The organism is Corynebacterium choanae (assembly GCF_003813965.1).
GTDB classification, from domain to species: domain Bacteria; phylum Actinomycetota; class Actinomycetes; order Mycobacteriales; family Mycobacteriaceae; genus Corynebacterium; species Corynebacterium choanae.
In genome coordinates, this window is record NZ_CP033896.1 from 2,600,619 (window position 1) to 2,616,187 (window position 15,569).

At 57.3% G+C, this 15,569-nt stretch carries 9 protein-coding genes; 4 read left to right on the plus strand and 5 right to left on the minus strand.

All coding sequences use genetic code 11. From position 1 onward, the window contains the following. Window positions 1–114 precede the first annotated feature (114 nt). From CCHOA_RS09430 to mshA, 4 genes are all read right to left on the minus strand, one after another. Complete coding sequence (locus CCHOA_RS09430) at window positions 115–1,350, minus strand: sensor histidine kinase (RefSeq protein WP_206425789.1); 1,236 nt, start codon at window positions 1,348–1,350, stop codon at window positions 115–117. Between the two features lie 297 nt (window positions 1,351–1,647). Next, entirely contained in the window at window positions 1,648–5,331 is a 3,684-nt protein-coding gene (locus CCHOA_RS09435) for a Rib/alpha-like domain-containing protein (protein WP_123929914.1), read from the minus strand. 575 nt (window positions 5,332–5,906) lie between these two features. Beyond that, window positions 5,907–6,653, minus strand: coding sequence for a phosphoglyceromutase (locus CCHOA_RS09440; RefSeq protein ID WP_123929917.1), 747 nt, complete (start codon window positions 6,651–6,653; stop codon window positions 5,907–5,909). Window positions 6,654–7,238: 585 nt separating this feature from the next. Beyond that, window positions 7,239–8,468 (minus strand): D-inositol-3-phosphate glycosyltransferase, encoded by a 1,230-nt coding sequence (mshA, locus tag CCHOA_RS09445; RefSeq protein ID WP_123929920.1) that lies wholly within the window; start codon window positions 8,466–8,468, stop codon window positions 7,239–7,241. Window positions 8,469–9,056: 588 nt separating this feature from the next. On the opposite strand from mshA, the gene CCHOA_RS09450 reads away from it, so the two are divergent. After that, window positions 9,057–10,823, plus strand: a complete 1,767-nt coding sequence (locus tag CCHOA_RS09450) for a long-chain-fatty-acid--CoA ligase (RefSeq protein ID WP_123929922.1) — start codon at window positions 9,057–9,059, stop codon at window positions 10,821–10,823. A 317-nt stretch (window positions 10,824–11,140) separates the two neighbouring features. On the opposite strand, the gene CCHOA_RS09455 is transcribed toward CCHOA_RS09450, so the two are convergent. Continuing rightward, window positions 11,141–12,328 carry a UDP-N-acetylmuramate dehydrogenase gene (locus CCHOA_RS09455; RefSeq protein WP_123931142.1) on the minus strand — a complete coding sequence of 396 codons (1,188 nt, stop codon included), beginning with the start codon at window positions 12,326–12,328 and terminating at the stop codon, window positions 11,141–11,143. A 148-nt stretch (window positions 12,329–12,476) separates the two neighbouring features. Between CCHOA_RS09455 and CCHOA_RS09460 the strand changes: the two genes are divergently transcribed. From CCHOA_RS09460 to CCHOA_RS09470, 3 genes are all read left to right on the plus strand, one after another. After that, on the plus strand, window positions 12,477–12,983 hold the full coding sequence (locus tag CCHOA_RS09460; RefSeq protein WP_123929925.1) for a DUF2505 domain-containing protein: 507 nt from the start codon (window positions 12,477–12,479) through the stop codon (window positions 12,981–12,983). 443 nt (window positions 12,984–13,426) lie between these two features. Continuing rightward, window positions 13,427–14,245 carry a class I SAM-dependent methyltransferase gene (locus tag CCHOA_RS09465; protein WP_123929928.1) on the plus strand — a complete coding sequence of 273 codons (819 nt, stop codon included), beginning with the start codon at window positions 13,427–13,429 and terminating at the stop codon, window positions 14,243–14,245. A gap of 221 nt (window positions 14,246–14,466) precedes the next feature. Then, window positions 14,467–15,282: an LmeA family phospholipid-binding protein gene (locus CCHOA_RS09470; protein WP_123929931.1), complete on the plus strand. Its 816-nt coding sequence runs from the start codon at window positions 14,467–14,469 to the stop codon at window positions 15,280–15,282. The last annotated feature ends 287 nt before the right edge of the window (window positions 15,283–15,569 follow it).

The following is a 15,569-nucleotide window of genomic DNA, read 5'->3' on the forward strand; positions in this document are numbered from 1 at the left end:
AGTGGCACCACAGACACCAGCGTCGTTGCACGCGTTTCCCTATTTTGCCCTTCTCTCACAGGCCCCGAATCGGGGTGCACCGCAGCGAAGAAAGCAGGGAGACAGCAACGAAAACTAGGACGCATCATGCGGCGATAGGCGACGGTTCGACGCGGATCGTTCCCCTGCAACGATAGTCGGTGCGGTAGCGTTCTGCGGCGCAATCGGCAGGACAATAGTAAATGTTGAACCTGTGCCCGGCCGCGACCACACCGTAATCGTGCCGCCATGATTTGCCACCACATGTTTGACAATGGCTAGCCCCAGCCCAGTGCCACCGGTTGCCCGGGAGCGGGCTTTATCAACCCGAAAGAACCGTTCAAACACCCGCTGCTGGTCGGCTTTCGCAATCCCAATTCCCCTATCCGTCACCCGGATAGCAACCCGCTGGGTTTGCGGATCATCCTCACTTGCCACAATCGCCTGCGAGATCGACACGACGGTGTGCGGCGGCGAATAATGTATCGCGTTACTAACCAGGTTCGATACGGCGGTGATCAGCAGTTGCCGATCCCCTAGCACGATCTGTCCCCGATCCGCGTCGCTGGTCAATGTAATATCCACCGCATCTGCAGCTACCTGGTTGCGTTGCAACGCCGCCGCAATAATGTCATCGACCACAATCGGTGCTGCCTCAGGGAGACGTTCGGCACCTTGCAGTTTCGATAAACTAATGAGCTCATTGACCATTGACGACAGCCGGTGTGCCTCCGTGGTGAGCTGCTGCGCAAAGTGAGTGACCTGTGCGGGATCATCTGCGGCTTCCACCATCGCCTCGCTGAGCAGCGCCATTCCCCCCACCGGGGTTTTCAACTCGTGGGAGACGTTGGCGACAAAATCGCGACGCGCCTGCTCCATTCGCTGCTGCTCACTTTCATCTGTGGCATAGATCGCCACCAGATGACCACTGGCCGTACCGAGCCATTGCACATGGGCGCGAACTGCCGTGACCCGACTTGGCCCGCCCGGGCCGGCAAAGGTGATCACCGTATCCTCGTGGGTGGTGTGGACTTGATGTACTGCTGCTGCAAGCTCGGGACTTAATTGATTGCCGCGGGTTATTCCATAGCGATCGCTGAGCACATTAGAAACCACGACCCGCATGTCCACGTCAACCACACACATTCCGGAGGGGGCGCCTTGCAGTACCAGGTGCAGCATCTGTGTGATATCTGTAACTGCAGGAATTGTGGCAGCGATTGCCTCACGTTGTCCCCGGAACCGGGCAAGAAGCCGCAGCCACAGTGGTGCGCTCACACCTGCCAGCACTACTCCGGTGACTAACCATCCTGCCGCAAATACCGGATCCACCCATTCACCTTCTCATCATGTCGTCGCTGTGGTTCACGATAGCGGAGATTGAAAGAATGAAAACGAAAACATCAAAACCCGCAAGCCGCACCTGTGCCTCGAAAATAATCAGCATCGGACAATCAAGATCCCACCGCAGCTGCAACGGCATAGGTGAAATGCGAAGTGGCGGTAGGCAGTGAAACATCAAATTCACTACCTACCGCCACATGCTCTTCGCCAAATGGCTCCCTGTGCCGGCGTGGTCTCGCTGCCAGTTTTTCGCTCAGTACTGGCAGGTTTCGCCGCCTAGATCAGCTAGTTGCGCTTGCGGCGACGACCACCAAACAGCAGCGCTGCACCGGCGGCAAATGCCATGGCAGCCAAGCTCAACAGATAATCCAAACCACCAACACCGGTAACTGCAAGAACCGGCTGCTGACCATGGTGTGCACGATCAACCGCAGGGTCTTTCACCACGTCACTTGGTGCCGGTTCGGGTGCAACATCCACAGGTGCAGGTGCCACCGCCGGAGCGGTTGGCGCTGCACTGGACAAGGCAGGTAGCAGAGTTGCGACAGCCGGGATGGCCAGCAGCGGAATTACTGCCAGTGGAAGCAGAGAGCTACCACTGTCAGAAGAGTTCTTGCCGCTGCTTGCGCTGCTGCCATCTGTGCCTTCAGCATCTGGCTTCGGCTTCACTACGCCGTCACCGGACACTGTCACCGTCACCGTATCAATGATCTTGCCATCGCTATCAGTGACCACCACAACAACCTTATCCCCCGGCTTCGCATCACCATCCGGTGTCACCGTAATCACACCAGTATCAGGATCCAACTCCGCAGAACCATTCTTACTAGGAACCGTCACCGACGTCCCAGGGACAACCTTCCCACCATCATTCGGCAGATCAACCGGTTTCCCAGCAGGCGTAGATGCATCATTCCAATCCGGATTCACAACCGACGCCTCAGGTGCGGTGATGGTGATCGTCGCGGTAATGGTGTCCTGTGATCCATCCGGATAGGTGACAACGACCGGAACCTTCACGTCACCGGTAAAGCCACCAGGAACCTGAGCAGTGATGGAACCATCAGAATTCACAGTCACCCACTCCGGAATGTCTGCAGTCTCATCCTTAGCGTAGGTCGAACCTGCTGGCGGCGTAACCTTTGCGGGATTCGTTGGAGTCGAAATAGTAACCTCCGACCCTGGGGTTCCCTTACCCGTTTCGTAGACAAATCCCTTGTCAAAAGGAGTCACCGTCACCGTCGAGGTAATTGTCCGTGGCGCCTCACCAGGCACAGTGACAGTAATCTTCACCGGATAATCGCCAACCGGCACGTCAAAGCCTGGCTTGGCAGTAATGGAACCATCATCATTGACCGTAATCCACCCGGGAAGATCCTCAGCAGGAGCAAAGATCGTTCCATCAGGCAACGAGCCACCACCATCTACTTTCGGAGCAGGAATAGTCAGCTCCCCACCCTGCTTCACCTCACCACTATCAACAGACGGGCCAGGATTCGCGGTGATGGTGATCGTCGCGGTAATGGTGTCCTGTGATCCATCCGGATAGGTGACAACGACCGGAACCTTCACGTCACCGGTAAAGCCACCAGGAACCTGAGCAGTAATGGAACCATCAGAATTCACAGTCACCCACTCCGGAATGTCTGCAGTCTCATCCTTAGCGTAGGTCGAACCTGCTGGCGGCGTAACCTTTGCGGGATTCTCTGGAGTCGAAATAGTAACCTTCGACCCTGGGGTTCCCTTGCCCGTTTCGTAGACAAATCCCTTGTCGAAAGGAGTCACCGTCACCGTCGAGGTAATTGTCCGTGGCGCTTCACCAGGCACAGTGACAGTAATCTTCACCGGATACGTGTTGGTTGGCACATCGTAGCCTGGGGTTACGTTGATCGAGCCATCACTGTTGACCGTGATCCACGAAGGGAGATCCTTTGCAGGGGTAAAGGTCGTACCTGGAGCTAACGGCTGACCATTTTCCCCGGTTGGTGCGGGGATTGTTGCATTGCCACCTTGTTGCACCTTGGCGCTTTCATAGGTGGGCGCTTTGTTGTCAATTACGCTCACCTTGGCGATGGTCGTCGCCTGGGTACCATCCGGATAGGTAACAACTACCGGCAGTTCAACCGGCGAGTCAGTCGGCTCAACGTTGTAGCCGGGACGGACGGTGATTGCACCAGTTGTGGTGTCAATATCTGCCCACGATGGCCAGCCGTCACCTTTCGCGAAGGTTGTGCCGTCCGGCAGGCGATTACCGCTGCCGTCAGTCGGTGCATTACCGGTCTTTTTCTCACCCTGGCGGACGTTCACGTCCTCATAAGTGGGGGTCAGCGTAGCTTTTTCGACTTCCACAGTAACGGTGAATTGCTGCGTCGTCTTCCCATCGGGATAGGTGACCGTCACAGCAACGGGGTAGCTCCCCTCCGGAACGGTAAAGCCAGGCTTAGCAGTGATAACCCCTGTTGCTTCATCAAAGGTCATCCAGTCTTTCAGCTGTGCCGGATCGTTGAGCGCAAACCTCGACCCGTCAGGCAGGCTCTCATCGTCGACACTCGTCGGTTTCTTACTGCTTACTGCGTTGTCGCTACCCTGCACAACCTGAATCGTCTGGTCCTGCGGCACATACGGGTTAGTGACGGTGATCGTGGCCTTGACCGAGTGGGTTTCCTCGTCAGGGTGTGTCACCAATACGGTGATCTCACGCGGCCCTGGATTCTCAGAGGAAGGGGCGGTGACGGTCAGTTCACCGCTGTTCTTATTAATCCTGATCCACGGATATTGTTGCGCATCTTGCTCACTGAGTGCATACCGGGTCCCCTCAGGTTCCTTCGCTGTGGGGGGAATTGTTACCTTCGTATTCCACGGTGCATCTGTTGGCTCATATTTGGTCACGAACGGTGCTGGGGTGACTTCAACGTTCAGCCGCAGCTTCGATGTCACACCCCGGTTGGTATAAGTGATACCGATTGGAATGGTGTACTCACCTGCCGGAATATCAAAGCCGGGCTTCACGGTAACTTCGCCGGTAGGGGACACGCTTTCCACCCAGTCGGGAGTACCGTCAATCTTGGTAAATATTGCCGGGATAGCGGCAAGATCCAGCGGTTGGCCACCCTTGCGTGGCGACTCGCTAGTAATCGTATCCCCCTGCTGCACTCTCACCGGCTCATAGCACAGCCGGTTCGCCGTGATCTTGGCGCTCGTGATGGGCCGAACCTTATCGAGATTCAGCGGCCCGTTATCCGGTGAGTTCAACGAGAATTGTGCCAGGGTAAACGACCGGGCTGGCAGGAAATCGAGCGTTAACTCAGCCTTCGGTTCGTTGACATGCACCGTTGAGACTTGCCAGTTGTAAAAGTCAGCCTCTGGACCTTCGACAATATGCCGCGGCACTTTATAGGGTTCACCACTGGCGTCAAGCGGCTTGTAGCCCTGCACAAAGAGCACTCCCTGCTGCGCATCGGTGGCAAGCCGTGGCTCGATTTTGTAGGTTTCGCTGGCGGTAAATTCCAGCTTTAAGTCGAACAGATCTTCCCCGGTGGACAGTGGAATGCGCGCGTACATGGTTTTGCTATTTGCCCAGTGCTGCATCTGACTCGACACCTGCGTGCCATTCGAATCAGAGCCCGGTGCGCCCACCTGATAGAGGAATCCGTTCACTGACCAGGACAGCGGCCCACCCCCGCGGTAGTTCTCGATGGTAAGAAAGGGATCATTCGCCGCAGAGATAAACCATTCCAGATCGCAGGCTTCAGCCGAGTTATTGCTGGAGTCGCCATTTTTCGACTGCAGCACACCGTTGACTACGTCGTAGGTTTCCCCGCCGATTTCATAGGTTCCGGTGTAGTCATTCGCAATAGCGCCCGCCTGAGGTGCCAGCACAACAGGGGTCACTGTGGACAGCCCAAGCATGATGGCTGCGGACAGCGACACCTGGCGTTTCGCCTGATTGCCGCGTTGTTCGTGTTTCATGTATCTCTCTTCCAGGTCTCGTGATGGACATAGGCTCCCAGAAACATTATTGCGAATAATGAGCCTTACGCCTAGGCGGCAGCAGCACTTTCTCGGGCACAGCCTCGCTTATCTAACCCTAGCGAGAAACACATCTGGTTCTTTGACTGGATTCAGGATGTACCAAACCGGGGCAGGCGTTTGTCGACTAGGAGTTTTCCTGAATGGGGAAAAGTGTTAGCCCACCATTACAACGAAAGTGTGATCTTCACCACAGCTACACACTTCATGGGGTGATTCCAGCACTTTTGCTGCCCTGTCCGTAGTGCCGATTGGAAGCCCGAAGGTGCGATCGCCCGCCCCTCGTTCTTTGCCTGCGTTTGTGCCAACGAACCATTACTTCCAATGGCGCTAACCCCCTCGGCTCTCCGCGCGCACCAGCTGGCGCGCGCACGCTCGCCGGCGAGCACACCCCGCGGTAAAGCGATAATGAACCTTTCCTCACAGCCGAAAAAACCCAACCTGCCAGGAGATTTCCCGAGCAGGTTGGGTGTTTCAAGAAGGTGACCGGTGCCTACAACACCGGAACGAATTAACTACTTAGAGCCTTGGTTGGCCACTGCAGCAGCACCAGCGGCAGCAGCTTCCGGATCCAGGTAGGTACCACCTGGGTTCTTCACGGAACCGTCAGCGGCGATTTCGTAAACGAGCGGGATACCGGTTGGGATATTGAGCTCTGCGATGTCCGCATCGGAGATGCCGTCCAAGTGCTTGACCAGGGCGCGCAGCGAGTTACCGTGGGCTGCGATGAGCACGGTTTCACCGCGCTTTGCCCGCGGCAGGATTTCTTCTTCGAAGTAGGGCACGAACCGCTCGACAACATCCTTCAAGCATTCGGTGGCCGGAACTTCGTCAAGGTTGCTGTAGCGCGGATCGTTGGCTTGCGAATACTCGGAGTCGCTGGCCAGCTCTGGTGGTGGAGTGTCGTAGGAACGACGCCATGCCATGAACTGGTCGTCGCCATACTTTTCTTTGGTTTCGGCCTTGTTCAGACCCTGCAGCGCACCATAGTGGCGCTCGTTGAGACGCCAGTCACGAATGACTGGAATCCACAGCCGATCAGCGGCATCCAGTGCCAGATGGGCGGTGCAGATTGCCCGCCGCAGCAGGGAGGTGTACAGCACGTCCGGCAGCACACCTTGTTCTTTCAGCAGTTCGCCACCGCGACGAGCTTCTTGCTCACCTTGTTCGGTCAGCGCCACATCAACCCAGCCGGTGAACTGGTTGGAGGCGTTCCACTGGCTTTGGCCGTGGCGAAGCAGAATCAGTTTTCCTTCACTCATGTCACCAATTGTGACACACAACAGCAATCTTTGCTGATGTGGCGCGTCACGACAGCAACAGTGCTGTGCCGGTTTTTCACTCCGCAGGATCGACCGGTGTGGCTCGCAATAAACATTGCTCTACCTGCTGTTTAGATCATCTTGCAGGGCAGATTTCTCGGCCGGCGTTGCGGCATACGCCGCCGTTTTATTGCCGTTTCACGGTGCCACACATGGTAAGCATCACAACAACACCACTGCCAGTGGTTGGCAGATTGTGCAGCGTTTCCCTGCACAACACGCACAATCACACAACAAGGACTTGTGGCGACACTTCTCCATTCACCCTCGTTGCCGCGCGCCGCGTTTCACATCCAGATAGTCACCGCACAGGCGAGAAATCCTTCGCCTGTGCGCGCTGCACCAACTGCTGCTCGTCTATTCTTCGCCGCGGCACTGTTTGTTGACCCCTTGGAGAGGACAATTAACTGCACCATTGCCGCCCCGCGGTGAGCCAGGGAGTTTGGGTGCAACCTTAAGCAACTGGTGGATCCTTGAAAAGCTTGCCCAAGGGATCAATCCCAAGGCCAGGTTTCTAGGCCCGGTTTATGGTGTTTCCAGCAGCTTTTCATACCAGTCGACCGACTCCTGTGCCGTGTTATGCCAGGAGAGTTCTTGTGCCCGCATAACCGCCGCTTGACCCATCTGTGCCCGCCGCTCATCGTCAGTGAGAATATCGGCTAAAACTGCTGCCCATTCATCCGGATGGTGACTGTCCACCAGCAGCCCAGTTTCCCCGTCGCGCACCACAATCGGTAAACCACCCACATTGGCGGCCACCACCGGGGTGCCGGTTGCTTGCGCCTCTACTGCCACCAGCCCAAAGGACTCGTTATAGGAAGGTACAGCCACCACATCAGCTGCCCGGTAGAGATCTACCAGTTCTTCCGGTGGACGGGGCTGCAAAAACCGAATCACATGCGACACCCCTTGTTTCGCGGCATACTGCCGATAGGTTTCCGCCGTAGCGTCCGGCCCGGAAGGTCCGCCACACATGATGACCCGCAGCGGCAAATCAGGATGATGTTCAGCCAATTGCGCCACCGCATCAATGAGCACATGTGGTCCTTTAAATTTTTGCAACCTGCCCACAAACAACACCAGACGGGCATGTAAGGGTACTCCAAGTTCGCGCCGGCACCGTTCAGTTGCCCGGTCACTACCAGGGGAAAACAGCTCCGTGTCAGCGCCCGGTGAGATTACTGCAATACGTTCGATTGGGGCATCGTAGTGCCGCTGCAGGTTGCGCTGTTCCTCCACTGTGTTGACGACAAGCAGCTCCGCATTATCGACGATCTGCTGTTCACAGATTCGTCGAGCTTCGCTTTCTTCGGCATCATCGGCTGGTTTTGCCAAGTTTTTCACCGCTGCAAGTGTGTGCGCAGTATGCACCCACGGCAGATCCAACACGTCACTGACGAGCCATCCAACTTGGCCGGCCAGCCAATAGTGGGTGTGCACAATGTCATAGCTGAGATTGTTGTGTCGAATGTGAGCAAGCATGCCGCGGGAAAACGCCGCAAGCTGTGTGGCGAGATCTTCCTTCGCGATCCCGTCATAGGGGCCGGCCACAATATTGATCACCCGATAGCCGGGGGTGACGGTGATGATTTCCCCGGCACAGCGGGAGGTTGCCCGGGTGTACACATCTACTTGGTGGCCAAGTGCTGCGACGTTGCGTGCCAGGGCGGCGACATACACGTTCAGGCCGCCTGCGTCGCCGGCTCCTGGCTGGGTCAGCGGAGAAGTGTGCATCGAAATCATCGCAATACGCATAGGTGTCACTATATGACGCGATACAGACGCAACACAGTTTTCTTTGTGTCTCGTTGTTTTCTTTGTGTCTCTTTGTGAACTTCCCACCCGTAGCTTGGTGGTGTTCCCACCCGCAGCAGTGACAACACGATCGCCACCGTAACCACCCCTTGGTCGAGATACGGCAAAGCCACCCGTCGCCGGGGTGCATCGCACAGTGCACTCAATGAGAATGGGGCTGGCGCCGGTTGATGACAGGTGAAACGAGTAGGTGCAACGAGTAGGTGAAGCTCGAAGGTGAAACTAGAAGGTAGCTGTTTTGAGAAGGATCGTTGCCGGAACAGCTGCACGAGGTGACGCGCGCCGCGGGCAAGCTGACCGACGCTTAAGGTGGATGGCGGTTACACTTGAACCCCGATAACCGAACATCCACCAGCCAGCGCACGGCTGCCTCCCCCCTCGGGGGATTGTCCCTGATACGTCAGTGCAGCAACAACCGTGGCAATACTGCCACAGTGGGCAACAGCCTATGCGCTAGCCACTTGCTTTTTACTGCTGGCTGGTGTGACCTGGTCGAAGCTATTGCAGCACGCATCCAAGGAGACCCTGATGACCGCATCCACCCCCACCGAGCAGGATCCGATTTGGTTGGATTCCTTTGCCGAATGGACACCTGCCCATTTGGAGTATGGCGACCGCACACTGCTCGATATCTACGCTGAGAATCTCGCCCGCAATGCGGAAAAACCAGCCTTGTATTTCTTTGGCCGGGTCACCACCTATTTGGAGATGGATATTCAGATTCGGCGTGCCGCAGCCGGGTTGAAAGCCTTCGGTGTACGCCCCGGTGACAAGGTGGCGCTGGTGATGCCGAACTGTCCACAGCATGTCATCGCGTTTTGGGCAGTGTTGAAACTTGGTGCCACTGTGGTGGAACACAATCCGCTCTACACCGCCCACGAACTCACCCACCCGTTTAATGATCACGGTGCCCGAATCGCGATCTGCTGGGATAAGTCGGCGCCGACCCTCGAAGAGCTGCGGGAAACCACCCCCCTGGAAACCATTATTGCCGTCAATATGGTTGAGGCGATGCCACGCAGTATGCGGCTGGCCTTAAAACTGCCGATCCCTGGGGTAAAGAAGAAGCTAGAAAAGCTGACCGGCGCAGCCCCGAACACGGTGCCGTGGGAGGCGCTGGTGGGTAACGCTATCGGTGGCGACGGGCATGATTTCCAGGATGCGGAAGGGATCACCACTGATTCGGTGGCGTTGATTCTCTACACCTCAGGCACCACCGGTAATCCGAAGGGCGCCCAGCTCACCCACGGCAATCTGGTCGCCAATATTATCCAGGGACGTTCGTGGGTGCCGGGTCTGGGCGAAGAAGATGAGATTCTGCTGGCCGCCCTGCCAATGTTCCACGCCTACGGGATGACGATGAATATCACCCTTGGCATGCTGATCGGCGGGGAGATTGTGCTGCTGCCAGCCCCCGACTTGAAACTCATCATGCAGGTGATGAAGAAACACACCCCCACCTGGCTGCCGGGTGTGCCGACCTTGTACGAGAAAATTATTGACACCGCCCAAGAGGTTGGCCTCAACATCGACGGGGTAACCAATAGTTTCTGTGGCGCATCGTCGCTGCCGCCGCGGACTGTCGAACGGTGGGAAACCCACACCGGGGGGCTGCTCGTGGAGGGCTATGGTCTCACCGAGACCGGACCGGTGATCGTCGGTAACCCGATGGACGGTAACCGGCGTCCCGGCTATGTGGGGATTCCTTTCCCCGACACCTATGTGCGGATCGCGGATCCTGATGATTTGGACAAGACGCAACCCTACGGCACCGAAGGGGAAATCCTGGTCAAAGGCCCGCAGGTGTTTAAAGGCTATCTCAACCAGCCGGAGGCCACAGCAGCCTCCTTCCACAAGGGCTGGTATCGCACCGGCGATGTTGGGGTGATGGAAGAAGATGGCTTCATTAAAATTGTTGCCCGCATCAAGGAAGTGATTATCACTGGCGGATTTAACGTCTACCCCGCAGAGGTGGAAGAAGCCCTGCTCACCCATCCCGATATTGAAGCCGCCACGGTCGTCGGTATGCCGCGGGAAGACGGCAGTGAGAACGTTGTTGCGGCGGTCACCTTAACTGAAGGTGCAGCGATGGATCCCGATGGATTGAAAGCCCACTGCCGGGAGCTGCTCACCCGGTATAAGGTGCCGCGCACCTTCTATCACTTTGATGAAATGCCCACCGATCAAATCGGGAAGGTTCGCCGCCGCGAAGTGCGTGACCAGCTCATCGAACGCTATGGCTCCGACGAAGATAAAGCCCGCCTGGCTGCCCGGCGCGCCAAAGAGCAGGGCTAACAGGACTGGGAGCGGTGGCCGGCGGTCTGGTGTCTGTTGTGGGCAGCTACAGCTGCCCGCAACAGACCCAGTGTGCCGCTGATGTGGCTGATTGTTCCTAGGTTTTACTCCACCCCATACGCATCGCCTGGTACAACGCCTCAAGCTACACGCTGCAAGCTCTAAGCTGTTTGTCGTAGCAGGCGTTTCTCAGAACCTATGTGGGCGGATGCGATGGGGTGGTGATGCATGTGTACTTCAGGAACAGTATTGGTGCTGTTCCCGGATCGTCGGCGACGACGCTTGCCGGGTTCGGCGATAGGCTGCGTTGGTGTTGTTTAACCAAGCGGCAGTGGTGCAAGTCCCACCCACACCGGTTCCGGGATGAGGGTCACCTGAAAGGTGTCATGCACGCCTTGTTGAATCGTTGCGGCAAGCGCCACAATGTCGGCGGCAGTTGCCCCGGCATGGTTGGTAAGCGCCAGGGTGTGTTTGCTTGATAGGCGAGCTGCACCGGTGCCGGGATAGCCTTTCTTGAAGCCTGCTTGGTCAATGAGCCAGGCGGCAGATAGTTTCACCCGTCCATCCGCGAGCGGCCAGTGTGGGATGGAAGCAATCAGGTCGGCTTGCGACTGGTCCGTGTCCGGTGCCGGATGGGGCTGCCGTTGCCGGATGACTGTTTGCACATGGGCGAACTGTGCTGTGGAGACTTGTGGATTGGTGAAAAACGATCCCGCTGATGCGGTATCAGGATCGGCGGGATCAACGACCATCCCTTTACCGCGGCGTAACGCGAGTACCGCGTCCCGCACTGCTTGCACGGGGAAGCGTCGCACCGTGGCTGAATCGTCGTCGGTCGCCCCCAGGGTGCGGGCAAGTTCCCCGTAGCGCAGCGGTGCACTGAGTCCGTCTGTGGTCAGCTGCATGGCGATTGCGAGAACGACTGCCCGGCCGGTGAATTTTAGATTGGAGTAGCGGTAGGCCAGCTCGAGGGATTGTGCCTCAACCCATTCGATGGCGCCGGTGTGCCGGTTGTAGAGCTGTACTTTCGTCAATACGTCAGCGATTTCGGCACCGTAGGCTCCCACATTTTGTACTGGTGTTGCCCCGGCACTGCCCGGGATACCGGATAATGCTTCAATTCCTCCCAGCCCGGCTTCGACCGTGGCTTGTACAACCGTGTCCCAGGTTGCCCCTGCGGCAGCAACAACTTCCCCTGTTGTCGTGTCGATGGTGACCGTGTCTGCTTGGCAGATGACGGCGACCAGTGGCAGTGGTTCATCGCTGATCACTAGGTTGGAGCCGCCTCCCACTACCAGCACCGGCTGGTTGAAGCGGTCACAGGCGGCAACACAGTCGGCGATCGCGGCAGTAGAGTGCGCGGCAACCGCTAGTAGCGGTTCGCCACCGACCCGCAGGGTGGTGACGTCAGCAAACCGGAAGTGTGGAAGGACTTCCACATCGGCAAGCGTCGCTAATGCGGCAACCAATTGGGGATCCAGGGTTACTGTTGATGATGGTTGCATGGCCGGGGCGGCTGCTGCTTTATCCTTGCTGTGGTCGGTCATCGCTGTCACATATCCTTCACCGTTGATCACCAGGAAACACCATCACACGTTGGCTGCAGCGCCCTGGGTTGCGTCACCAGCGCCTGAGGGCGGTAGGGTAGTTGCCATGTCGAATCGTACCGAAACAACCGTAACTCTTGCGTTCCCACCGGCTAAAGTTGCCGAAGCGCTCACCAGCGAAGCGTATTGGAAATATAATGTAGCCAATCTTTCTAGCGAACCAGGTGAAGTGCACCAGTTCACCACCAGTGAGGGCGGCTGTGAGGCCGTGCTGTATGAAGTGATGCCAATGGAGCTGCTCCCAGAGGCGGTGCGCGCTATGGTCAGCCAGTCGTTGAAGATTAAGCGGGTGGTCACCTGGAATTATTTGGACACCCCTGCCCCGACCGGTAATTACACCGCTGATGTGAAGGGGGCTCCTGTCGATTTCGCCGCTGAAATGTCGCTCACCGGTGACGACAACACCACCACCATCACCTATCAGAATGTGGTCAACGTCAACATTCCATTCATGGGTTCTGCGATTGAGCCGAAGGTCTCTGAGGCGCTCGACGAATTGACCGCGAACGAAGCACGCCTGACCGAAACTTGGATCAAGGAAAACCTGGCCTAGCACTATCAGACCGTTCCCGTTGCTCACGCACACGCTGTGCGGCGGCGCACCATCGGTGCCCTGTCCTACAGCGACTGTGCACCGCAAGGGTTTTCTTCCTTGACCGCTTACCGCCCCAGGAAACAGTGTTGCGCTGAAGCATTGTTTCCTGGGGCGGTGGCGTGCGCTTGAGTCTGAGCTACGACAGTATCGGGGCATTCGGCGTTACGCGCAGCGGAGCGCCGCCGTGACAGACACACATCCTTTCTTTCACACATCGATTCTTTCTGCACTCGCAGGGAATGCCCGGGACTTCCAGCCGAAGATGTGTGCCGCCGTTGCTGATTTCGCGACTTCGTGACTCAACGGCGCACTGGTTGTCTTAAGTGCCAAATTTTTCCTTTTCGCTATATCATCACCGTTGCGCAGCATCAGTGCATACCCCAGCCGTTAAGGAGGGCACCGTGGCATATCATGGCCATAACCAGCGGGCATCGTTTGCCACCCGTGGCCCGATAGGTGCCATCACCCGCGGCACGACCAACAGTAATCGGCTGCGGCGCTGCGACAGGTGGATGCGCTACAACCTTGAGATTCAACAGCTGCTGCTGCACGCTGACGCGCCGCTTGCCATCGATGTGGGCTATGGGGCGTCACACACCACAACCTGTCAATGGGCCAGGTGGCTGCGCCAAATCCGTCCCGATATTGCGGTGCTTGGGTTAGAGATCCATCCCGATCGGGTCCTACCACCCCGCGACGGTGTCGAATTTGCGCTTGGCGGCTTTGAGCTGGCCGGCCACCGGCCGCACCTTGTCCGTGCCTGGAATGTGCTGCGGCAATATGATGTCGCCCAAGTTGAACAAGCCTGGGCGACTGTAACCCGCAATATGGCCGATGGTGGCCGGTTTATCGAAGGGACCTGCGACGAACTCGGGCGTCGTGCCACCTGGATTACGTTAACTCAAGACGGGCCTGAAACCTTGACCTTGGCGTGGGATCCACAGACTCTTGCCCGGCCAAGTGATATTGCTGAACGACTGCCGAAGGCGTTAATTCACTGCAATACGGAAGGCTTCGCAATCCATGCGGTGCTTAAGCAGCTCGACCAAGCGTGGCTAGCTGCTGCGGCAACTGCCCCATTTGGGCCACGGTTTCGCTGGCAGGCAACGTTACAACTGCTCGCCGAGCAAGGTCTGCCTTTTCGTCATCCGCGTCGGGCAATCCGGGATAACCTCATCACCTTGGACTGGTCTTTGGTCAATGGCCGCATTAGCGGCTAGCAGACCGGCTGGATAACGGGTGCTGAGATGTAAGGTGCCACAAGTATTTCGCAAAAGGTGACACGAGGGCGACGATAAGCATCCACTCGCACACGACCCACCCGGTGAAGCAGCGCCTTAACCCAGGGCAACGGGCACCAAGGGCAGTCGGTGACGGTTGGTCATTGCATCGTCGCCCAAAGATGACAGCGTGAACAATGTAGGGAAGACTGGTACGCACTATGAAACGATCTACTTCTTCAATTGTGTGGACAGTGTTGCTGGTTATTGTGCTGCTGCTAATCGGCGGTGTGGTTGCCGGCGAATTTATCGCCCGGAATGCGGTAACCAACCAGGTAAAGCAACAGTTTTACGCACAGCAGCCGGCGATCGCCGGCGGGGAGCAAGCGCCGGAACCTACCGTTGAGCTCAGCAACACGCCGCTGTTGTGGTCACTGGTAACTAAGGAACTTCCGCATTTGGCGATCACCACCCCAGAGACCTTGGCGATCACCTACCCCGATGGGGAAGACGGCCTTCCCCAAATCGCTGGTTTGCCAGCATCCCAGGTCACTATCGATGATCTTGATCTGCACAATATGAATGATCCGGTTGCCGGCCATATTACGGTCACCACGGCGGTGCCAGATTCCATGCTGTTGGCGCAGGCTAAACAAGAAATGGAAGCCCAATATCGGCAAGCGGGTGATGGGCTGGCCGGAAAATTACTCCGCAAGGTGGTGCGGGTCACTGATGTGGATGGCAATCCACAAACCGAGACGCTCGACATTGTATTTACCGATGGGGCTGCTACGTTGGGGCTGCGGCCGGTAGTCGCGCAAGGACAGTTGACCTTTGTCGCCGATAAGGCACGGCTACTCGGGTTTGATATTCCGGCACAGATCACTGATGCACTCACCGAAACAATGGCGCAGCAGGCGGCAGGGTTTTCTGTGGACGGACTACGTTTCCAGGCCGTCGATGTTACCGATGATGCGATGCAGCTGACGTTAGAGGGCAGCAATATTCCCCTACGGAGTATCAACGCCGAGTTGTAGGCGACATACCACTGGCGACTGCGCGGCGTCGATGCGGATGAAACAGCTGTATCGACGCCGCGCTGTTGGTTTTACAGCACACCTTGTGCCGATTGGGGCTGCACTGCGAAAGCGACGATGCTGCATAACCTGCCTGATGCGGTATGGCACAGAACATCTCCTGTGACCTACTGTGGTGCGGTGTGATGCGCTGCGGTGCGGTGCAATACGGTGCGATTCGGTGCGGTGCGGTGCCGGCATCACATCTTTCGCACAGCGTCTGCGCACGCTGCAAAGGCAAGCAGTGC